24 protein-coding genes are annotated in these 18,221 nt (G+C 64.7%); 12 read left to right on the forward strand and 12 right to left on the reverse strand.

All coding sequences use genetic code 11. From position 1 onward, the window contains the following. Position 1: 1 nt before the first annotated feature. Entirely contained in the window at positions 2–1,582 is a 1,581-nt protein-coding gene (locus XI06_RS35665) for a DUF1800 domain-containing protein (protein ID WP_237890360.1), read from the reverse strand. A gap of 114 nt (positions 1,583–1,696) precedes the next feature. Between XI06_RS35665 and XI06_RS35670 the strand changes: the two genes are divergently transcribed. Next, positions 1,697–1,897: a cysteine-rich CWC family protein gene (locus XI06_RS35670; protein ID WP_237864441.1), complete on the forward strand. Its 201-nt coding sequence runs from the start codon at positions 1,697–1,699 to the stop codon at positions 1,895–1,897. A gap of 78 nt (positions 1,898–1,975) precedes the next feature. Here the strand turns inward: XI06_RS35670 and XI06_RS35675 are convergent, their stop codons facing one another. From XI06_RS35675 to XI06_RS35685, 3 genes are all read right to left on the reverse strand, one after another. Continuing rightward, positions 1,976–2,674: a glutathione S-transferase family protein gene (locus XI06_RS35675; protein ID WP_271607432.1), complete on the reverse strand. Its 699-nt coding sequence runs from the start codon at positions 2,672–2,674 to the stop codon at positions 1,976–1,978. A 137-nt stretch (positions 2,675–2,811) separates the two neighbouring features. Next, on the reverse strand, positions 2,812–3,042 hold the full coding sequence (locus XI06_RS35680; protein WP_237890363.1) for a hypothetical protein: 231 nt from the start codon (positions 3,040–3,042) through the stop codon (positions 2,812–2,814). Then, positions 3,039–3,818 carry a sulfite exporter TauE/SafE family protein gene (locus XI06_RS35685; protein ID WP_271607433.1) on the reverse strand — a complete coding sequence of 260 codons (780 nt, stop codon included), beginning with the start codon at positions 3,816–3,818 and terminating at the stop codon, positions 3,039–3,041. Before XI06_RS35685 ends, XI06_RS35680 begins: the two co-directional genes overlap by 4 nt. A 182-nt stretch (positions 3,819–4,000) precedes the next feature. On the opposite strand from XI06_RS35685, the gene XI06_RS35690 reads away from it, so the two are divergent. From XI06_RS35690 to uvrB, 4 genes are all read left to right on the forward strand, one after another. Continuing rightward, a complete protein-coding gene (locus tag XI06_RS35690) occupies positions 4,001–4,912 on the forward strand; it encodes a LysR substrate-binding domain-containing protein (protein ID WP_237864445.1) in 912 nt (303 codons plus the stop codon). A gap of 174 nt (positions 4,913–5,086) precedes the next feature. Further along, a complete protein-coding gene (locus XI06_RS35695; protein WP_194464357.1) occupies positions 5,087–5,314 on the forward strand; it encodes a hypothetical protein in 228 nt (75 codons plus the stop codon). 59 nt (positions 5,315–5,373) lie between these two features. After that, on the forward strand, positions 5,374–5,604 hold the full coding sequence (locus XI06_RS35700) for a hypothetical protein (RefSeq protein ID WP_271607434.1): 231 nt from the start codon (positions 5,374–5,376) through the stop codon (positions 5,602–5,604). Positions 5,605–5,696: 92 nt separating this feature from the next. Beyond that, complete coding sequence (uvrB, locus tag XI06_RS35705; RefSeq protein ID WP_271607435.1) at positions 5,697–8,654, forward strand: excinuclease ABC subunit UvrB; 2,958 nt, start codon at positions 5,697–5,699, stop codon at positions 8,652–8,654. A 34-nt stretch (positions 8,655–8,688) separates the two neighbouring features. Here the strand turns inward: uvrB and XI06_RS35710 are convergent, their stop codons facing one another. Both XI06_RS35710 and XI06_RS35715 read right to left on the reverse strand, forming a co-directional pair. Next, positions 8,689–9,075 carry a hypothetical protein gene (locus XI06_RS35710; RefSeq protein ID WP_271607436.1) on the reverse strand — a complete coding sequence of 129 codons (387 nt, stop codon included), beginning with the start codon at positions 9,073–9,075 and terminating at the stop codon, positions 8,689–8,691. 147 nt (positions 9,076–9,222) lie between these two features. Next, positions 9,223–9,456 (reverse strand): hypothetical protein, encoded by a 234-nt coding sequence (locus XI06_RS35715; RefSeq protein WP_237864452.1) that lies wholly within the window; start codon positions 9,454–9,456, stop codon positions 9,223–9,225. 277 nt (positions 9,457–9,733) lie between these two features. On the opposite strand from XI06_RS35715, the gene XI06_RS35720 reads away from it, so the two are divergent. The 5 genes from XI06_RS35720 to XI06_RS35740 all read left to right on the forward strand — a co-directional run bounded on the left by XI06_RS35720 (position 9,734) and on the right by XI06_RS35740 (position 12,933). Beyond that, positions 9,734–10,183 (forward strand): nuclear transport factor 2 family protein, encoded by a 450-nt coding sequence (locus XI06_RS35720; RefSeq protein WP_237864453.1) that lies wholly within the window; start codon positions 9,734–9,736, stop codon positions 10,181–10,183. A 276-nt stretch (positions 10,184–10,459) separates the two neighbouring features. Further along, on the forward strand, positions 10,460–10,900 hold the full coding sequence (locus XI06_RS35725; protein ID WP_271607437.1) for a nuclear transport factor 2 family protein: 441 nt from the start codon (positions 10,460–10,462) through the stop codon (positions 10,898–10,900). Between the two features lie 224 nt (positions 10,901–11,124). After that, positions 11,125–12,045, forward strand: a complete 921-nt coding sequence (locus XI06_RS35730) for a hypothetical protein (RefSeq protein ID WP_271607438.1) — start codon at positions 11,125–11,127, stop codon at positions 12,043–12,045. Between the two features lie 173 nt (positions 12,046–12,218). Then, entirely contained in the window at positions 12,219–12,644 is a 426-nt protein-coding gene (locus XI06_RS35735) for a hypothetical protein (protein ID WP_271607439.1), read from the forward strand. A 151-nt stretch (positions 12,645–12,795) separates the two neighbouring features. Further along, a complete protein-coding gene (locus XI06_RS35740) occupies positions 12,796–12,933 on the forward strand; it encodes a hypothetical protein (RefSeq protein ID WP_237864457.1) in 138 nt (45 codons plus the stop codon). Between the two features lie 42 nt (positions 12,934–12,975). On the opposite strand, the gene XI06_RS35745 is transcribed toward XI06_RS35740, so the two are convergent. From XI06_RS35745 to XI06_RS35755, 3 genes are all read right to left on the reverse strand, one after another. Further along, positions 12,976–13,122 carry a hypothetical protein gene (locus XI06_RS35745; protein WP_237864458.1) on the reverse strand — a complete coding sequence of 49 codons (147 nt, stop codon included), beginning with the start codon at positions 13,120–13,122 and terminating at the stop codon, positions 12,976–12,978. A 200-nt stretch (positions 13,123–13,322) separates the two neighbouring features. Next, on the reverse strand, positions 13,323–13,802 hold the full coding sequence (locus XI06_RS35750; protein ID WP_237864459.1) for a MaoC family dehydratase: 480 nt from the start codon (positions 13,800–13,802) through the stop codon (positions 13,323–13,325). Beyond that, positions 13,802–14,254, reverse strand: a complete 453-nt coding sequence (locus tag XI06_RS35755; protein WP_271607440.1) for a MaoC family dehydratase — start codon at positions 14,252–14,254, stop codon at positions 13,802–13,804. The genes XI06_RS35750 and XI06_RS35755 overlap by 1 nt, the downstream gene beginning before the upstream one ends. Before the next feature lie 153 nt (positions 14,255–14,407). Between XI06_RS35755 and XI06_RS35760 the strand changes: the two genes are divergently transcribed. Continuing rightward, the gene (locus tag XI06_RS35760; protein WP_027534247.1) at positions 14,408–14,704 is read left to right on the forward strand and encodes a DUF4282 domain-containing protein; all 297 of its coding nucleotides are present in this window, start codon (positions 14,408–14,410) and stop codon (positions 14,702–14,704) included. A gap of 190 nt (positions 14,705–14,894) precedes the next feature. Beyond that, positions 14,895–15,455, forward strand: a complete 561-nt coding sequence (locus XI06_RS35765; protein WP_271607441.1) for an acyltransferase — start codon at positions 14,895–14,897, stop codon at positions 15,453–15,455. 23 nt (positions 15,456–15,478) lie between these two features. Here the strand turns inward: XI06_RS35765 and ychF are convergent, their stop codons facing one another. The 3 genes from ychF to XI06_RS35780 form a co-directional block, all read right to left on the reverse strand. Next, on the reverse strand, positions 15,479–16,576 hold the full coding sequence (ychF, locus tag XI06_RS35770; protein WP_271607442.1) for a redox-regulated ATPase YchF: 1,098 nt from the start codon (positions 16,574–16,576) through the stop codon (positions 15,479–15,481). A 5-nt stretch (positions 16,577–16,581) separates the two neighbouring features. Further along, positions 16,582–17,187, reverse strand: a complete 606-nt coding sequence (gene pth, locus XI06_RS35775; protein ID WP_271607443.1) for an aminoacyl-tRNA hydrolase — start codon at positions 17,185–17,187, stop codon at positions 16,582–16,584. A 61-nt stretch (positions 17,188–17,248) separates the two neighbouring features. After that, positions 17,249–17,974, reverse strand: a complete 726-nt coding sequence (locus XI06_RS35780; protein ID WP_237864463.1) for a 50S ribosomal protein L25/general stress protein Ctc — start codon at positions 17,972–17,974, stop codon at positions 17,249–17,251. Positions 17,975–18,221: the final 247 nt, after the last annotated feature.

The following is an 18,221-nucleotide window of genomic DNA, read 5'->3' on the forward strand; positions in this document are numbered from 1 at the left end:
ATCATCTCCTCTGGATTTCCGGCGACATCAACAGCAGCGCCAGGGCCTGCTGGCGCGATTCCGCGCGCTCGATGGTTTTGCGCGTTTCGACGGATGCCGCGTCGGCGGCCGCGAATTCCAGAAGGTCGAGCGGATCGATGTTGGGCCCGAGCCGTGCACCCATCTGCGAGGCGATGTCGAGCCGGAGCTTCATGCCCTCGGGCGCGGCCCACGCCGCAGCCGTGTCGGGGAAGCCGTTGGGTCCGGCCGGCGTCCACAGCGGCTGGCCGAGCAGGTTCAGACTGCCCAGATAGAGACCGGGATCCTCCGGCACCCGCGCAAGCAGCCGCCCGCTCGCGACCAGGAAGTCGTAAGGCGAGCGCATCTTGGTAAGCGGCGCCTTCCAGGCTTCGTCGGAATCGACCAGAGCCGTCGCCAGCGCCTTGAGGTCGCCGTCGGTCCTGACGAAGACATCGCGCAGCCGCGCCACCAGCGCCGGCGGCGGATCGTCGGCAACGAAATGCCTGACGAATTTGGTGGCGATGAAATTCGCGGTCGAGGGATGGCGCGCGATGTCGGCAAGCGCGGCCTCGCCCTGCGCCAGACCATTGGCCTCGTAGGTCTTGCCAAGCAGCACCTGCGGCCCGGGCTGATGCGCATTGGCATTGAAGGCGAAAGAGCCGGGCGCGCCGAGCTGCCCCTTGCGGCCGGCAAAGGTCCAGCCGGTGATGATGCGCGCAAGCGAGGTGACGTCCTCCTGCGTATAGCCGCCGCCGACGCCGAGCGTATGCAGCTCCATGATCTCGCGCGCGAGATTTTCGTTCAGCCCGCGCTTGCGGTTCTGGCCCGCGCGCGAATCCGGTCCGAGCGATTGCTGGTTGTCGAGGAAGAACAGCATCGCCGGATGCTGCTCGACCGCCTTCAGCATGTCGGCGAAGCGGCCGAGCACGTGCGGGCGGATCGCCTCGCGCTCGAACGCGCCGGCCCACATCCGCGCCAGCTCGCCCTTGCTCGCGGAGATGCAGAAATGATTTGACCAGAACACCACCAGGCGCTCGGTGAAGCCGCAATCGACCAGCATCGCGCGCTGCAACCGCGCCAGCGCTTCGGTGCGAAACGTCTTCTGGATCACGTTGAGGGGCTGCTGCGGCTGCTTTGCAGCCGGTGGTGCTGCAGCGTTGGGCTGCATGGCGTCGGGCTTCATCGCACCGTCGGCGGGCTTGTTGTCGGCAGATTTGGCCTCAGCCACCTGCTGACCTGATATCTCGCTCGCCACCGTGTTGAGCGAGAGATTGCGCCGTAATTGATTGTCGGGCTTCTGGTTCGCAGGCGGCGGCGCCGGCGCTTCGGTCGGCGTTGCGGCCTTGGCGGCCTCGCGCGCCTGCTTGACCTGGTCCTGATAGGCGAACACGGCCTGGCCGAGTTGCGGCGTCGATTGCAGGCCGGGCGCCTCCAGCAGAGCGCCAAGGGGACGCGCCAGTTCCGCCTTCACGAAGCCGCGGGGATCGGAGGCCGCATTGATGAGATCGCCGGATGCGCCGCCGCGCGGCCCGAAGCCGAAGCGGTTCAGCGCGACGAGAGCGGCTTGCGAATCGCGGGCCATCGATTTGTCCTCCGCGCCTTGCCAACCGCTTCCATGGTCTCTGCGCGGCGCCTAATATACTGCGGCGACAGATGAACCCGACATGAAAATGACGGCAAAGCTTCGACGTAAATCATGACAAATCCGAAAGAAATCACGATTCCGCAACCGGCCCCGCGCCGCCTTGCCTGTTCCCGATGCGGCGCCGAGTTCGGCTGCGATCTCTCGGGCAATTGCTGGTGCGCGGAGGAAACGGCCAAGCTGCCGATGCCGGTGAAGGGCGAGGATTGCTTGTGCCGGGAGTGCTTGCGGAAGGCGGCTACGGCAGTATCGTAGGGTGAGCAAAGCGAAAGCGTGCCCACCAATTCCATTGCGTGGGCACGGCGCTTTGCGCCTGTGCCCACCCTACGAAGTCTACACCGCAAATCCCGGCGACTTCCGCGCCATGCCGTCGAATGCATCGAGCATCCTTTCGCGCCAGGCATAGACGGGATCGTCGGCCTCGATCAGCTTGAACGGGCTCACCACGCGCGCCCATTGGAAACCGCCAAACACGATGTAATCGGCATAGTTCGGCGCGGCTCCGCCGAGATAAGCTTGCGTCTTGAACGTCTGCCGCATGATCTCCAGCGATTTGCGGAATGCGACGACGCCGCTGTCGCGGCTCGCCATGATCTCTTCCAGCTTCTTGCCGCCGAAGCGTGCTTCGCGCGATTGGCGGAAATAGGCGGCATCGACCTCGGCCAGATTGTTCGGGATGTCGGCGATGATGAGCGGAAAGATGCCGCCGACGATGGCGATGTCGCCCCACGCATTGATCATGCGCGCCATGGCGCGGCCGCCCTCGCCGCCGAACAGCGACGGACGATCAGGAAAATTGTCTTCGAGGTAGTTCGCGATCGCCCAGGAATCGACCACGGGCCGGTCGTGATGCAGCAGCACCGGGACTTTCTCCGAGCCGTGCGGCGCGATCGCGCTCTTCTCGGTGAAACGCCAGGGCAGCGATTCCGCCGTCAGCCCCTTATGCGCCAGCGCCATCCGCGTGCGCCAGCAATACGGGCTGAAGGGACGTGAGGCATCAGTGCCGACGAGTTCATAGAGCTTGAGCGACATGAATGGTGTTCCGTCATTGCGAGGAGCCCGTGACAAAATTGCGAAGCAATTTTGCACAGGTGCGACGAAGCGATCCAGACTGCCGCCGCGGAAGCATTCTGGATTGCTTCGCTTGCGCTCGCAATGACGATGTGGCGCTACCGCCCGTTGGTTCGCAGCAGCTTCTCGCCGTCTTCCGTCACCGCGATGACCAGGCCGAGGCCGGGCAGCGTCTCACGCGCGACGAAGCCGCGATCGGCGGCGTCCTCCCAGATAGTGAGGCGCGGGCACGAGGTCTTCCAGGTCGAGATCACCTCGGCATAGGCGCGCGGCTCGCGCGCGATCCATTCGACGAAATCTAGCACCAGCGGGTCGGCCGTCTCGCTCATTGCAAACCTCCCTTGTCGAAGGCGGCCAGCACCGGCGTGCGAACCAGCAGCCAGCCGCCATAGGCGATGTAATAGCAGGCGATGGTGGTGATCAGCTTGTTCGACCAGGCGATGAACTGCTGGTCGGTCATGGCTTCGAGAATGCGCCGCGCCAGCGTGGTGCCGAGCATCGAGGCGAGAATTGCGACACTGGCAAGCACCGGATCGAGCGAGGCGGCCTGGTCGATGATGCCGCCGAAATAGATCAGCTTGGTGAAATGGCTGACGAGCTGGCACATCGCCTTGGTCGCCACCTTCTCGCGCCGGCCGAAATCGCCGCCGAGGAAGAAGGTGTCGAGCAGCGGCCCGGAAACGCCCGTCATCAGCATCAGGCCCATGCAGATCGTGCCATAGACGGTGCCCTGCCACAGACGATCAGGGTCTGGCTTGATATCCCTCGGCAGCAGCCGCGCCATGAACGGCGTGGCGCCCAGCATCAAAAGCGCCGTCGGCTTGTCAGGCACGTAGCGCGTGAGCGACCACGCACCGAGCGCGATGGCAGCGCCGACCATGTAATTCGCGACCGGCCGCCAGCGGATATGCGCGCGCCACAGCAACGCGCGCCAGCCATTCGAGGCCATCTGCGTGATCGCATGCAGCACCATCGCCGTCGGCAGCGGCATCAAGGCCAGCAGCACGCCGATCAGGATCAGCCCGCCCGCCATGCCGAACAGCCCCGACAGGAACGCGGTGCCGACCATCAGCAATCCAAGGGCAGCGATCATGATGGGCGTCACGTGGGCAGGCTCCTGCTAGGACGGTGAGGGACGCAAGCTGCACATTCCCCCTCGCCCGGCTTGTGGGGAGAGGCGAAAGAAACAAATCAGCATGAATTACGCTGATATTTCTGCCTCGCTTGCCCCATTCGCGCAAACTGAGTTATCTTGGCCTGGCATCAGCTTTCCTGAGGGTCCATCGTTTGCGACGGCTGCTTTTTCTCAACGGCATCAAGGCATTCGAGGCGGCGGCCCGGACCGGCAGCTTTGCTTCCGCCGGGATCGAGCTCAACGTGTCGGCGGCCGCCGTCAGCCGCATGGTGCATCTCTTGGAAGAGCGGCTCGGCGTCGCGCTGTTCGAACGCAAGGCCAACAAGCTCGTGCTGACGCAGGCGGGCCGCGCCTACCAAAGCGGCCTGACGCCGATCTTCGATGCGCTCGCCAGCCTCACCGCGCAGGTGACGGCGCCTGCAAGCGTGCGCGTGCTCACCATCGGTGTCGGCCACACCTTTGCGATGCGCTGGCTGATCCCGCGGCTGTCGGAGTTTCGCAGCGAAGAGCCCGACATCGAGGTGCGCTTCACCACCGGCGGCGCCGAGGTGCCGTTCGGAGAGGACTGGAGCTGCGGCATCAAGCTGGGCACCGGCGACTGGCCGGGCCTCGTCGCCGAGCCGCTGTTCGCAGGCGATTTGACACCGGTGTGCGTGCCCCGCCTCGCCAGCGGCCTGAAGCGGCCGGCGGACCTCAAGGGGCCCGGCCTGATCCGCGTCACCCATTCGCCGGAGGACTGGCCGATCTGGCTGAAGGCGGCCGGCCTCACCCGCATCAATGCACGCGGACCGGAGTTCCAGTTCTACGGCCAGGCGTTGCAGGCCGCCGCCGACGGGCTCGGCATTGCCATGGGCATCCGGCCCTATATCGACGACGACATCGCCGCCGGACGCCTGGTGGCGCCGTTCGACCTCTCGGTGCCCAAGGGCATGCGCTGGTACCTGCTCTACCGCAGCTTTCAGACCGAGCAGCGCGATTTTGCCGCGTTCCGCCGCTGGATCATGCGGGCGGCGGCGGAACCCGCGGCCCGGCCGCGGCGGTCGGGGCGCGCAGCACGGAACTAAATTCTTGTTTTGATGCGTTTTCTTGACGCGAGCGGGTATCCGCGTCGCTTGAAAATCCCTTGGCGTATCAGCCGTTCGGCTGAAAAAGCCGGCCGCTTGTGAACCGCTTCACATATCGAAATCCGCAAACGTGGTCCTCTAACCCTCCGACATCTGAGCATTTGGGGACTACCAATGACGACCCTTTACGACGGCTTTGACATCGAATCTTTCGAAGCTGGCAAGGGACTGTGGCACGCCCGGATCCGGCGCGCCGATTTGAGCCCGCTTGCCATCGACGGCGTGCTGTTTCCGACCATGGAGGTCGGCTTCGCCTGGCCCGATCCCGACGCTGCGATCGCAGACGCCAAGCATCACATCGACCGCTTCCGCCGGCATGCCGACGACAGCGACGACGAATAGGCCGGCGACACGGCAACAGGACTGAAGGACATCGCAGCACAGCAGGGGAACGCCGGTTCATGTCAGTGATCGAATTCGACGACGGTGGGCGTCCGCGGATTTATTCGCGCAAGGTGCTGACCATTTGCCCGGAATGCGATGGCGATCTCACGGTGCTCCGCGTGATCGGCGGCCGCGCCGGCTGTGAGTACTGGACCATGCGCTGCACCGATTGCGGCGGGATCCATCTCGACATCCTCGAACCGCGCCTGACGGTCGTGGACGGCGACGGGCCGCTGCCGGCGGCGTGACGCCTGCGCTGCTGCCAACCTGCTGTCAGCAGCCTGCTCAAGGACGTGCCTTCGCCCTTTTCTGAAGGGCGGACTCGTCCCATATTCGCCTCATGGCGAAGAAACCTGCTCCCCCAAAATCCCCGAAAACCAAGGCTCCGAATTCGAAGGCGCATCGGCCTGATGTGCAGCCGATTGGGCCGGCGCTGGCCGAACTGCTGAATCCCGCGATCAATCGCGGCGATGCCGGGCTTGGATCAGGCACGGGGCTGCAGCCGCCGCCGGACAATTCGCGCGACCGCCGTGCCGGTGGCGAGGCCGCCGCGCATCGGGCGCGCGCCTCGACCCCAAAAGAGTTTCCGCAGGACAGCACCAAGCCGATGCCGCTGCGGCCCAATCCACAGCCCGTGGGGGCGCGCAGCTCGGCCGAGGGTTTTGAGGAGGCGCCGCAGGCCAATTACGGAACTGCGGCGACGATTCCGACGCTCGATCCGGAACTGGCGCGGCAGCTCGGCCTTCCCACCGAGGAGGACGATGCCGAGGCGCTGGCGCGGCCGCCGCGTAGCAAGATGGAGGCGCTCGGCGTCAAGGCCACGGCCGACGCACTGGAATCGCTGATCCGCGAGGGCCGCCCCGAGTTCCGCAAAGACGACGGCTCCACGAAAGTGTGGACCCCACACCGGCCGCCGCGCCCGGAGAAGTCCGAAGGCGGCGTGCGCTTCGAGATCAAGTCGGCCTACGAGCCGCGCGGCGACCAGCCGACCGCGATCAAGGAGCTCGTCGAGGGCATCGAGCGCAACGACCGTTCGCAGGTGCTGCTCGGCGTCACCGGCTCGGGCAAGACCTATACCATGGCCAAGGTGATTGAGGCGACGCAGCGCCCCGCCATTATCCTGGCGCCGAACAAGACGCTTGCCGCCCAGCTCTACGGCGAGTTCAAGAGCTTCTTCCCGGACAATGCGGTCGAGTATTTCGTCAGCTACTACGACTACTACCAGCCGGAAGCCTACGTCCCGCGCACGGACACCTACATCGAAAAGGACTCCTCGATCAACGAGCAGATCGACCGCATGCGCCACTCGGCGACGCGCGCGCTGCTCGAACGCGACGACGTCATCATCGTCGCCTCGGTGTCCTGCATCTACGGTATCGGCTCGGTCGAGACCTACACCGCGATGACCTTCGCGCTGAAGAAGGGCGAGCGCATCGACCAGCGCCAGCTGATCGCCGATCTCGTCGCGCTCCAGTACAAGCGGACGCAAGCCGATTTCACCCGCGGCACGTTCCGTGTCCGCGGCGACGTCATCGACATCTTCCCGGCGCACTATGAAGACCGCGCCTGGCGCGTCAATTTGTTCGGCGACACCATCGAGAACATCGAGGAATTCGATCCGCTCACCGGCCACAAGCAGGACGAGCTCGAATTCATCAAGATGTACGCCAATTCGCACTATGTGACGCCGCGCCCGACGCTGGTGCAGGCGATCAAGTCGATCAAGTCCGAGTTGAAGATGCGGCTCGACCAGCTGAACAACCAGGGCCGTCTGCTGGAGGCGCAGCGGCTGGAGCAGCGCACCACGTTCGATCTCGAGATGATGGAGGCGACGGGAAGCTGCGCCGGCATCGAGAACTATTCCCGCTACCTCACGGGGCGCCTGCCCGGCGAGCCGCCGCCGACGCTGTTCGAATACGTGCCCGACAACGCGCTGGTGTTCGCCGACGAAAGCCACGTCACGGTGCCGCAGATCGGCGGCATGTTCCGCGGCGACTTCCGCCGCAAGGCGACACTGGCCGAATACGGCTTCCGTCTTCCCTCCTGTATGGACAACCGCCCGCTGCGCTTCGAGGAGTGGGACATGATGCGGCCGCAGACGGTCGCGGTGTCGGCCACGCCGAGCGCCTGGGAATTGAACGAGAGCGGCGGCGTGTTCGTCGAGCAGGTCATTCGCCCGACCGGACTTATTGATCCTCCGGTCAATATCCGCCCAGCCCGCACCCAGGTCGACGATCTCGTGGGCGAAGTGCGCGCCACAGCCCAGGCCGGCTATCGCTCGCTGATAACAGTGCTGACAAAACGCATGGCGGAGGACCTCACCGAATATCTGCATGAGCAGGGCATTCGCGTCCGCTACATGCACAGCGATATCGACACCATCGAGCGCATCGAGATCATCAGGGATCTTCGTCTCGGCGCGTTCGACGCGCTGGTCGGCATCAATTTGTTGCGCGAAGGCCTCGACATCCCCGAATGCGCCCTGGTCGCGATCCTCGATGCCGACAAGGAAGGCTTTCTGCGCAGCGAGACCTCGCTGATCCAGACCATCGGCCGCGCCGCGCGCAACGTCGACGGCAAGGTGATCCTCTATGCCGACCAGATGACGGGATCGATGGAGCGCGCCATCGCCGAGACCAACCGCCGCCGCGAAAAACAGGTCGAGTACAACACGGAGCATGGCATCACGCCGGAGAGCGTGAAGAAGCACATCGGCGACATCCTCAACTCCGTCTACGAGCGCGACCACGTGCTGGTCGAGGTCGGCGGCCACGACATGACCGACGACGTCATCTCGATCGGCCACAATTTCGAAGCCGTGCTCGCCGATCTCGAAACAAGGATGCGCGAAGCCGCTGCCGATCTGAACTTCGAGGAAGCCGCCCGCCTGCGCGACGAGGTCAAGCGCCTGCGCGCCACCGAGCTCGCGGTGGTCGACGACCCCACCGCCAAGCAGCGCACTGTGGCGGGCAAGGCCGGCGCCTATGCCGGCACCAGGAAATACGGCGATGCCGCCAATTTGCCGGTCAGCGCGATGAAGAAAAAGACCGTGGGCTCCGCGCTGAAGGCGAGCGGCGGCGGCAGCGGCTCGAAAGTGCACAAGCCGCATCTCGACGAGATGCACGGCCCGGAATCGCTGCCGTATCGTGAGAGCCCGAACCTGCCGGCAAAGCCGTTCGGCAGCACGAGCCGGATCATTCAGCCGACGGACTCACGGCAGTCAGGCCCGGAGTTCGGGCCCGCGCCGAAGTCGACGGGCGGGATGCCGGGACGACGGGGTGGGTGGAAGAAGAGGTAGGTTGTCGGATGTGAGGACGACCGGTCAAAGCCCCTCACCCCACACTCGCGGTCACCACAGCCATCACCGACAGCAACAGCACGATCGCGACCAGTTGCAGCGAGGCGATCGGGTGGGTGCGCCATTCGGCAATCTTGTCAGAGAGTGACAGGGTGCCGTCGAAGAATGCCGGCTCGTAGAGCGTCTTGGACAGCGCCGGGACGCTCGGCCCGAGCGTGACGGCAATGGTTGCGTGAACCAGCGAGGCGAAGGCGACGAAGATGGCGATGCCGGGGTCGCCGACGAGGTTGTGGTTGCCGCACAGCTTGAGCAGCAGCGCGGCTGCGGCGAAGGTCGGAAAGCTCTGGAGGATCGCCGTCAGCGCAAAGCCTTCGAGCGCGTTGCGCTGGCGGGACTTTCTCGCGGTGGCGGTGACGGCCATGGCACGTCTCCCTGATACATGCGGGTGACGTTAGCCGAAGAGGGAAGACACGCGATGTGAGCTGGCTCACGCCCCATTTCGCGCCCGGAATCAGAGACGTGATGGATTCCGGGCTCGCGCTTTCGCGCGCCCCTGAATGACAATGGGCTACAGCTTGCCCTGCCCGTTCACCTGGCTCTGTTGCTGCTGCTTCTCCTGCTCCTTGGCGTGATGACGGCCGTAGAGGCAGCCAGCGGCTGCGCCGAGCATGCCGTGATGGCCGGCATAATGGCCGGCGACGCCGCCGACGATGGCGCCCTTGATGCAGCCCTTGGCGTTGGCGGCGGAGGTCGCGCCGAGCATGAGAAGCGCGGCAGTGACGGCTAGAAGCGGGGATTTCATGGATGTCTCCTGCGGTGTCAGCGTCTCAACGACTACGAGCCGGCCGGGTTCCCGCGCTCGCCACATGGTGAGAGACGTCAGCCCTCATGCGTGCGGCGTCAGAGCGCCCGCCCGATTTCGGGCATGCCCATGTCAGCGCAACCCGGCCTTGCAGGACATGAACCGCCAGACAATGCGGCGCGACCATTTTGGCGAATACCTGTGTTTTTGCGGATTGATGAACCCGCGCGCGGCGCGATAGCGTTTATGATCCGTGGCCAATGAGGGCGGGAGCGGCATGAGCGTCGAGTCGTTGAACAAGCAACGCGCGCTGCATCTGCTCGATGCTTTTGCACGTGGCGATCTCGAGGCCGCGCTGTCGTGCTGCACCGACGACGTCGACTTCCTCACCCACGCGCCGATCGACGTGCTGCCGCATATGGGCCCGCGCCACGGCAAGGCCGAGCTGCGCCAGCTCTGGCAGACGGTCTGGTCGCGCTACTCCGAGATCCGCTACAAGGCGCCGCACATCGTCGCCGACGGCGACGAGGTCGCGACCTATCTGCACAGCTATTTCACCAAGCGCGACAACGGCCGCATCGTGCAGTTCGACATGGCGGTGTTCTATACGTTCCGGAACGGGCAGATCGCACAGATCCGCGAGATCATCGATTCCTACGATCTGGTGCAGCAGGTGCTGGAGCGGGAGATCGGGCCGCTGATCGTGGGGGCGGGAGACGGGGGGTGACGCAGTGTCGTCCTGGGCGAAAGCCAGGACGACACTGAGGATTTGGCACGATCGGGGGCTTGAACCTCCCTCCCCCGCTTCCGGACCCGGTAGGATTACGGGGTTCTATTGTAAATCTCACACTTTGCGCTCACTTGTGCCTTGCAAAAACGTGATTTGAGTTTTTCCAGAAATCCCGTATTTGTTCGTACACAAATGAATTGAGCAGCCCTGGGGCACCTTACTGTGCATGGGGTTGTTTTCCGTTTTTACGCTTCAGTTTCGGGACGGCCCAAAATGACAGAGCACAGCCTCTGGCGTTTCTCGCGCGCGTTGCACCGTGCGATCAACGACCGGCATTTCGAGGATATCGAGGCCCTGATCGACGAGGACGTCGAATGGGCGATCTATGGCCCGATCGACATGTTTCCGTTCCTGGGCGCGCGCCAGGGCAAGGCCGCCGTGCTCCAGGTCATCCGCCAGCTCGCCGACAATTTCCGCGTCCGCCGTTTCGAGCGCGAGAGCATCATGCTGGGCGTCGATTCCGCCTCGTCGATGCTGCGCTATTCACTCACGGCGCTGGATTCCGACAGGCCGATCAGCCTGCGCGTCGCGCAGTTCGCCCAGTTCAGGGCTGATAGGCTGATCAGCTTGCGCGTGCTGGTCGACACGTTCGACCTGGTCGAACAGGCACTCGGCCGCGCCATTCATCTGCCAAAGATGGCCAGCGTCGGCTGAGGGGGACACCAACGGGCTCCGAGAGTTCGGGACCGGTCGATTGATGCTCCCATGACACGTGCTGGCCTCCAGCCCCGCCGGACGCCGTCATGGAGATGCTCGTCACCGGGCGCACGCCATTTGCGCGCGGCCCGTTGGTTCGTCATTATCGGCGAGGCGAACGCCACAATTTCGCAACGATAGTTCCGCATTTTCCGCGCGAACTGGGCTCGTGGGCAAGGGCAATGGAATTCTCGACAAGTTTCGGCTGGATCAGGCTGCCGCTGGCGGCCGCGTTCATTTTGGGTTCGGTGCTGACGGCCACAGCGCAGATCATTCCGCCCTTCTCCCCGCCCCCCGCCGCGACCACGCCTGACGACGACGAGGCCGAGGTCGCCGAGGCCCCTGACGTCAACGACCCCGGCGTGCTCAAAGGCATCGACGTCGACAAGCTCGACTGGAGCCAGCTCGCGATCGACGCGGGCACGCTCAACGACCTCATCGCCGCCAAGAAGCGCGCAAAGGCCGCGGCCAAGGACGGGATGGACTGGTCGTCCAACGCCAATGCCGACGGCTCCTCGGGGGTGAAGGTCAAGCAGTCGGTGTCCTCGTTCTGGGACACCCGCATCGGCGCCGACATGACGGTGACCAAAGAGCCGACCACGATGTCGGAGCTGCTGGCGCAGAAGGCCGAAAATGGCGGCAACCTGCCGCAATCCTCCGGCAGCGCCTGGGCCGCCGCGACCGCGCCGGGCGCGGGCGCGATCTGGGACAAGACTGCGGTCGAAGCCCGCGTCGATCCCGGCAGTGAGCAGAGCAAGCTCGGGGCGTCGCTGACCAAATCAATGCCGCTCTCGAGCGACACCTCGCTGACGCTGCAGAACGGCTACAGCGTCAACCAGCAGGGCACCACGGCGCTGCCCGGCGTCGGCGGCCACGTCACCCGCAATTACGAGACCGACCAGTCGGCCAAGGTCACGGTTACCGACACCGGCACCAGCGTCACCGCGGGCCAGACCCTATCGACCACCGACGACAAATGGCTGCGCAAGGTCGGTGCCGAGCAGAAACTGTTCGACAACGTCACCGTCTCCGGCTCGGTCGGCGAAACCTCGCAAGGCGCGATCAACAAGAGCGTCACCGCCGGCTTCAAGAAGAGCTGGTGAGCCTTCTTTAGACTTCCCTAACCATACGCCACGGCAAGGCCCCCGAATGGTCCGCCCTTGCCGCATCTCGGCCCTGTTGCGGTCAAAATCCGACGCCCAAGATGCGCCGGCCTGACACACATCGTCGTGCGGGGGACACTCGCGCTGCGCTCAACGCGAACAGGGGAATAACGATGAACGCCATCCGTCCGGAAAAGGTTGAAGCAACCGAGACCGAAACCGTCGACAGCAATCTCGCCGCCGTGACGGAAGTCGAAGCCGGCATCCGCGATTTCGTGCGCAACGATATCGCCTATCTGCGCCGGCCGGCCGCCACCACGACCGCGGATTCGCCGCCGCTCGATCCGAGCGCGGAAGCCACCGTCACCAACGTCAACTCGCTGATCCAACGCGTCGCCGGCACCTCGCTTGCCGAGATCGAGAACCTGATCTCCGAGCTTGAGAGCCTGCGCGACCTGCTCCATGCCGAAGGCCAGCGCGTTCAGCGCGAGATCTCGGGCTACGCCCAGCTCAGCCAGGCCGCGATGAAGTCGACCCGCATGATCGCGGACAACGTCGCCCAGTGGAAGCGCGCCGCCGACGGTCTGCGCAACAGCTGATCGCAAGCTAGCCAAGCATCACCAGCCGCCGCGTTCCGCAAAGGAGCGCGGCGGTTTTTTGATTCTGGGAGGTCTTGAACCCACCGCCCGTCCCCGGCGACCAATGCCAGGCGCCCGTGCCGCTGACGGCCGGGCCTCGGGGACATCTCACATGGAAAGCATTCGGCCCGATACTACGGACCCGATACCGCTGCGGCCCGCGCCGAGCCAGTTCGGGACCATCATGCTGCGCTTTGTCGGGCTGCTGGCGGTTGCGATCGCGGTTTTGGCGCTCGTCTATAGCCGCTGAGGGCGGAGGCCGCCTCGCGGCCCCGCGAAAGTTAACGAGCCCTTAACGGCTCGCTTCGACGGTCGAGGCTTCCAGGGTGTAGGCGCCGTCGGCGTAGCTCTTCACCACGATACCGGCGACCAGCATCACCGCCAGCGTCGCGGTAGCGAAGATAAATCCGACCAATTTCAGTGCGCCGCGGTCTGCCATCGTTCTCGTCCCCTGTCCTCTGCCCAGTTCGTTCAAATAGACAGCGACAGGTTCATAATTGGTTAGCAACTCGATGGTTCCGGCAACTGCTTCACGGCGACCGGCCATCTCGGGGAGGCTTATGGCAGCCACCCTGAATCGCGTCCATAGCGCGCGGGCAACACTCGCGCGCTGTTTTAGCTGTTCATCTTGGAACTGGTCTAAGCGCTTTTCCGCATCGGCACGAAGGCACTGGCGGTGATGGAATAGACCTCCTCGCCGCGCTGGTTGGTGCCAGTGGTGCGGGCCGTCAAAATGCCCCAGCCCGGACGCGAGGCGGAGCTGCGCTTGTCGATGACGACATTGGAATAACTGATCGTGTCGCCGGCCAGCACCGGCCTGATCCAACGCAGGTCGCGAAAGCCCGGTGACGGCCCCCACACCGCGATCTCCTCGCCGCGGCTCGCGGCTTCGCGCGCCAGGCGCTGTCCGTCGGCGACAAGCAGGCTCATGCAGGCCGAGCCGACGTGCCAGCCGGAGGCAGCCAGCCCGCCGAACAGCGAGTTCTTGCCCTCCTCCTCGTCGAGGTGAAAACGCTGCGGATCGAACTTCGCGGCAAACGTCTTGATGGACTCCGCGGTGAAATTGTAGGTGCCGATGTCGCGGCGCTGTCCGATCTCGATCTCTTCGAAGAACCGCATCACGCCGCTCCCGTGCGCCGTTCGATCAGGATCGGCGAGGTCATCTCGCACAGCGCTTCGCCTTTGGCGTTGCGCACCGTGCATTTGAACTTGACGATGCCGAGGTTCGGCCTGCTCTTCGAGGTGCGCGCCTCCACGACGTCGACGTCGAGCATGAGATCATCACCCGGCCTGAGCGGCGAGAGCCAACGCACCTCGTCGACCCCCGGAGATCCCAGCGAGGCGGCGCAGGTGATGAAACCGTCGGCCATCATCCGCATCATCAGCGAGCAGAGATGCCAGCCGGAGCCCGAAAGGCCGCGCAGCATGCTCCTGCCGGCGGCCTCCTCATCCAGATGCATCGGCTGCGGATCGAACTCGGCGGCAAACGCCAGAATCTCGTCGCGGGTGACATGGCGCGGGCCGAACGTTCCATAGCGGCCGGGCGGAAAATCTTCGAAGGTCAGGGTCATCTTGGAAAAGCTTTGCGGGAAGGACAGATTGTGGCCGCACTTTGCGGCAATCTCAACCCGCCGGCCCGCATGGCTCGTGCTACATTCGGCGAGTCGGCCTGCCTCATTGTCGGATTGGCGCGGCCGGGGGCACCATCCGCCCGGGGGAGAGAGATGTTTTCATTCAGCGATCTGTTTCAGTGGGACCGCTTCATCACGCCGACGATCATCAAGACCTTCTACTGGCTGGTGATCGGCGTGATCTGCCTGTTCGGACTCTCCGGAATCTTCGCCGGCCTCACCGCGATGGCGATCAGCCCGTTTGCCGGCTTCCTGGTCGTGCTGGAATCGATCGCAGGCGTGGTCGTTGGCGTGGTGTTCTCGCGCATCGCCGCGGAATTGATCCTGATCGTATTCCGCATCAACGAGCATCTCGGCGCGATCAGGGATCAGGGCGGCGGAGTGCGTTGAGGCGGGCACAGGTGCCGTAGGGCGCTCTGCGCATTAGACCTAAAATGCATCACGTCGCCGCCCCCGCGACATAGGCCGCCACCCAGACGGGCGCGCCGGGTGCGACGTCGTTCTTCACCGCGTATTTACGTGCGGATGCGAGGCTCGGCACGAGAGGTGCGGGCCGCCGCAAGGGTCAGGAGCGAATGTAGTGGGCAAGATCGAGAACCCGGTGCTGCGGGCCGGTGCCCTCCTGTTCTTCGCCTGTTCGCGCGCATGGCTGACGGTGCGGTACGGGAGCCGGCTCCAGCTCGGACCCGGGATCGTGTTCAAGGGCTGGCTGGTGCTCGGTCGCGGGGTCCGGGTGTCGATCGGTGCGAACTGCCGGATCGGCAAGCGCGTGCTCATCACCGGGCGTGGCCAGGTGACAATCGGCGATGGCACCCTGCTCAACGGCTGCTGGATCGGCTGCGCGCAGAAGGTCGACATCGGGTCGTCTTGCTTGATCAGCGACTGCGACATCGTCGACACGGACTTTCACAACCTGCCCCCACGGCTCCGGCACGAGCCTGCGGTTGCCCGGGCCGTCGCCCCGGTGCACATCGGGGACAACGTGTGGGTGGGTGCGCGCTCGATCGTGCTCAAGGGCGTGACGATCGGCGACCACTCGGTCGTGGGCGCCGGAGCGGTGGTGCGTGAGGACGTCGCCTCGCGCGTGGTCGTCGCCGGGAATCCGGCTGTTGTCGTCAAGCAGTTCCGCGACGACGAATAGGCAGGCACGGACGCCGTGTTGCGTTACGTATTGAACCTGAAATGCATCACGTCGCCGTCGGCGACGACGTATTCCTTGCCTTCGAGGCGCAGCTTGCCGGCATCGCGGGCGCCGGCCTCGCCGCCGAGCGTGACGTAGTCGTCATACGCAATCGTCTCGGCGCGGATGAAGCCCTTTTCGAAATCGGTGTGGATCACGCCGGCCGCGCCAGGCGCCTTGGTGCCGCGATGAATGGTCCAGGCGCGTGCTTCCTTCGGGCCCACCGTGAAATAGGTGATGAGTTCGAGCAGCTTGTAGCCGGCGCGGATCAGACGATCGAGACCCGCTTCTTCGAGACCCAGCGTCTCCAGGAAGTCGGCACGCTCCTCACGCGAGATCGTCGCGATCTCGGATTCGATTTTTGCAGAGATGACGACGGCGACCGCGCCCTCCTTGGCCGCCTGCTCTTCGACCGCCTTGGAGAAGGCGTTGCCGGTGGCCGCCGAGCCTTCCTCGACGTTGCAGACGTAGAGAACCGGCTTTGACGACAGCAGGCCAAGCATGCCGAAGGCACGCTCTTCCTCCGCCTTGCGCTCGACCAGACGCGCGGGCTTGCCGTCACGCAGCAGCACCAGCGTGCGATTGACCAGGTCGAGCTGCTCCTTGGCGTCCTTGTCGTTGCCCTTGGCCTTCTTGGAGAGGTTGTCGACGCGCTTCTCGAGGCTGTCGAGGTCGGCGAGCATCAGCTCGGTCTCGATGGTCTCGATGTCGGCAAGCGGCGCGATCTTGCCCTCCACATGGGTGATGTCGGAATCCTCGAAGCAGCGCACGACATGCACGATGGCATCGACCTCGCGAATGTTGGCGAGGAACTGGTTGCCGAGGCCTTCGCCCTTGGAAGCGCCGCGCACGAGGCCAGCGATGTCGACGAAGGTCAGCCGGGTCGGGATGATCTGCGCAGATTTGGCGATGGCCGCCAGCTTGTCGAGCCGCGGATCGGGTACGGCGACCTCGCCGACGTTGGGCTCGATGGTGCAGAACGGATAGTTCGCAGCCTGCGCCGCGGCCGTCTCGGTCAGCGCGTTGAACAAGGTCGACTTGCCGACATTGGGCAATCCGACGATTCCACATTTGAATCCCACGAGCGTTATTCCTTGCCGTTCTCGTCCTTGGTCAAAAATCCCTTCGCCTGCATCGCCAGATGCACCCTGTTGGCGAAGGTCGCGTCAGTACCTTTGGCGACCAGGGCGGCGTGCTCAGCCACCGCGTCGCAGAGCGTCGTCACCCAGTCGTTGTCGGCCTTGGCGAAGTCCGACAGCACGTGGCCGTGCACCATCTCCTTGACGCCGGGATGACCGATGCCGAGCCTGACACGGCGGTACTCGTTGCCGATATGCGCCGAGATCGAGCGCAGGCCGTTGTGGCCGGCGATACCGCCGCCGATCTTCACCCGCACCTTGCCCGGCGGCAGTTCGAGCTCGTCGTGAAACACCGTGGTATCGCTAGGCGCGATCTTGAAGAAGCTCGCCGCTTCCTGAACAGCGCGGCCGGAGTCGTTCATGTAGGTCGTGGGCTTGAGCAGGATCACGCGCTCCGTGCCGAGCGTGCCTTCCGAGGTCTCGCCCTGAAAGCGACGGCGCCATGGTGAAAAACCATGACGCCGCGCAATCTCGTCGACGGCCATGAAGCCGATATTGTGCCGGTTACGTGCGTATTTCGCGCCAGGATTGCCGAGCCCAACAAAGAGTCGCATGACGCGGCGCGCCCCTCAGCCAGCACGCGATCAGGGACCGCGCGCCAGCTCTTCTGAAGGATTACTTCTTCTTGTCGCCGCCAGCCGGAGCCTTGGCAGCAGCAGCCGGAGCAGCAGCACCCGCGGCCGGAGCCGCACCTGCCGCCGGAGCAGCAGCACCTGCCGCCGGAGCCGCACCACCAGCAGCAGCCGCAGCTGCGGCCTTCTGCTCTTCGGCGTAGCCGGACGGCGGCACGATGGTGACGAGGGTCGCGTCCTCGCGGGTCAGCGCCTTCACGCCGGCCGGCAGCTTGACATCAGACAGATGCAGCGAGTGACCGATTTCCAGCGCGCCGACGTCGGCCTCGATGTATTGCGGGATATTCTCGACACCGCATTCGAGCTCGATCGCGTGGGCGACGATGTTGACGGTGCCGCCGCGCTTCACGCCGGGCGAACCTTCCGCCTTCACGACATGGAGGGGAACGCTGATGCGGATGGTGGCGCCTTCGCCGAGCCGCATGAAGTCGACATGGATCGGGAAGTCCTTGACCGGATCAAGATGATAGTCGCGCGGAATGACGCGGTGCTTCTTGCCGTCGAGCTCGACGTCCACCAGCGTGGTCAGGAACCGACCCGCGAGGATGCGCTGGCGCAGTTCACGATCGTCAACCGAGATCGGGAGCGGGGGCTGGTTGTTACCATAGATCACTCCGGGTACGCGCCCGGCGCGACGCTCAGCCCGGGCGGCCCCCTTGCCGCTCTTCGGACGTGCGGTCGCCTTCAATTCCTTGACGGTCGTCGCCATAGTCTAAGTCCTTGTTTTTGCAAAAGTTAATGGGCCGCAGCGCGGCCCATGGCATGGTCCACAGCAAGCCTCCAGGGGTGCGGGGGCCGTGAACGTGGCGGGCTTTTACCCGGAAGATGCGGAAATGACAAGGAAATGCGGGGATTTTTTGCGGGCCGATGTCACCGCCCCCCATCTGTCGTTCCGGGGCGATGCGGAGCATCGAACCCGGAACCTCTAGATTCCCCGGTGCGCAACTGCGCACCTG

This window comes from Bradyrhizobium sp. CCBAU 11434, from assembly GCF_028128895.1.
Classification (GTDB): domain Bacteria; phylum Pseudomonadota; class Alphaproteobacteria; order Rhizobiales; family Xanthobacteraceae; genus Bradyrhizobium; species Bradyrhizobium zhengyangense.

Excerpts from the sequence above, each read along its gene's own strand:
- XI06_RS35665 (WP_237890360.1), bottom strand. The coding sequence starts at position 1,582 with ATGGCCCGCGATTCGCAAGCCGCTCTCGTCGCGCTGAACCGCTTCGGC.
- XI06_RS35670 (WP_237864441.1), top strand. The coding sequence starts at position 1,697 with ATGACAAATCCGAAAGAAATCACGATTCCGCAACCGGCCCCGCGCCGC.
- XI06_RS35675 (WP_271607432.1), bottom strand. The coding sequence starts at position 2,674 with ATGTCGCTCAAGCTCTATGAACTCGTCGGCACTGATGCCTCACGTCCC.
- XI06_RS35680 (WP_237890363.1), bottom strand. The coding sequence starts at position 3,042 with ATGAGCGAGACGGCCGACCCGCTGGTGCTAGATTTCGTCGAATGGATC.
- XI06_RS35695 (WP_194464357.1), top strand. The coding sequence starts at position 5,087 with ATGACGACCCTTTACGACGGCTTTGACATCGAATCTTTCGAAGCTGGC.
- XI06_RS35700 (WP_271607434.1), top strand. The coding sequence starts at position 5,374 with ATGTCAGTGATCGAATTCGACGACGGTGGGCGTCCGCGGATTTATTCG.
- uvrB (WP_271607435.1), top strand. The coding sequence starts at position 5,697 with ATGGCGAAGAAACCTGCTCCCCCAAAATCCCCGAAAACCAAGGCTCCG.
- XI06_RS35710 (WP_271607436.1), bottom strand. The coding sequence starts at position 9,075 with ATGGCCGTCACCGCCACCGCGAGAAAGTCCCGCCAGCGCAACGCGCTC.
- XI06_RS35715 (WP_237864452.1), bottom strand. The coding sequence starts at position 9,456 with ATGAAATCCCCGCTTCTAGCCGTCACTGCCGCGCTTCTCATGCTCGGC.
- XI06_RS35720 (WP_237864453.1), top strand. The coding sequence starts at position 9,734 with ATGAGCGTCGAGTCGTTGAACAAGCAACGCGCGCTGCATCTGCTCGAT.
- XI06_RS35725 (WP_271607437.1), top strand. The coding sequence starts at position 10,460 with ATGACAGAGCACAGCCTCTGGCGTTTCTCGCGCGCGTTGCACCGTGCG.
- XI06_RS35730 (WP_271607438.1), top strand. The coding sequence starts at position 11,125 with ATGGAATTCTCGACAAGTTTCGGCTGGATCAGGCTGCCGCTGGCGGCC.
- XI06_RS35735 (WP_271607439.1), top strand. The coding sequence starts at position 12,219 with ATGAACGCCATCCGTCCGGAAAAGGTTGAAGCAACCGAGACCGAAACC.
- XI06_RS35740 (WP_237864457.1), top strand. The coding sequence starts at position 12,796 with ATGGAAAGCATTCGGCCCGATACTACGGACCCGATACCGCTGCGGCCC.
- XI06_RS35745 (WP_237864458.1), bottom strand. The coding sequence starts at position 13,122 with ATGGCAGACCGCGGCGCACTGAAATTGGTCGGATTTATCTTCGCTACC.
- XI06_RS35750 (WP_237864459.1), bottom strand. The coding sequence starts at position 13,802 with ATGCGGTTCTTCGAAGAGATCGAGATCGGACAGCGCCGCGACATCGGC.
- XI06_RS35755 (WP_271607440.1), bottom strand. The coding sequence starts at position 14,254 with ATGACCCTGACCTTCGAAGATTTTCCGCCCGGCCGCTATGGAACGTTC.
- XI06_RS35760 (WP_027534247.1), top strand. The coding sequence starts at position 14,408 with ATGTTTTCATTCAGCGATCTGTTTCAGTGGGACCGCTTCATCACGCCG.
- pth (WP_271607443.1), bottom strand. The coding sequence starts at position 17,187 with ATGCGACTCTTTGTTGGGCTCGGCAATCCTGGCGCGAAATACGCACGT.
- XI06_RS35780 (WP_237864463.1), bottom strand. The coding sequence starts at position 17,974 with ATGGCGACGACCGTCAAGGAATTGAAGGCGACCGCACGTCCGAAGAGC.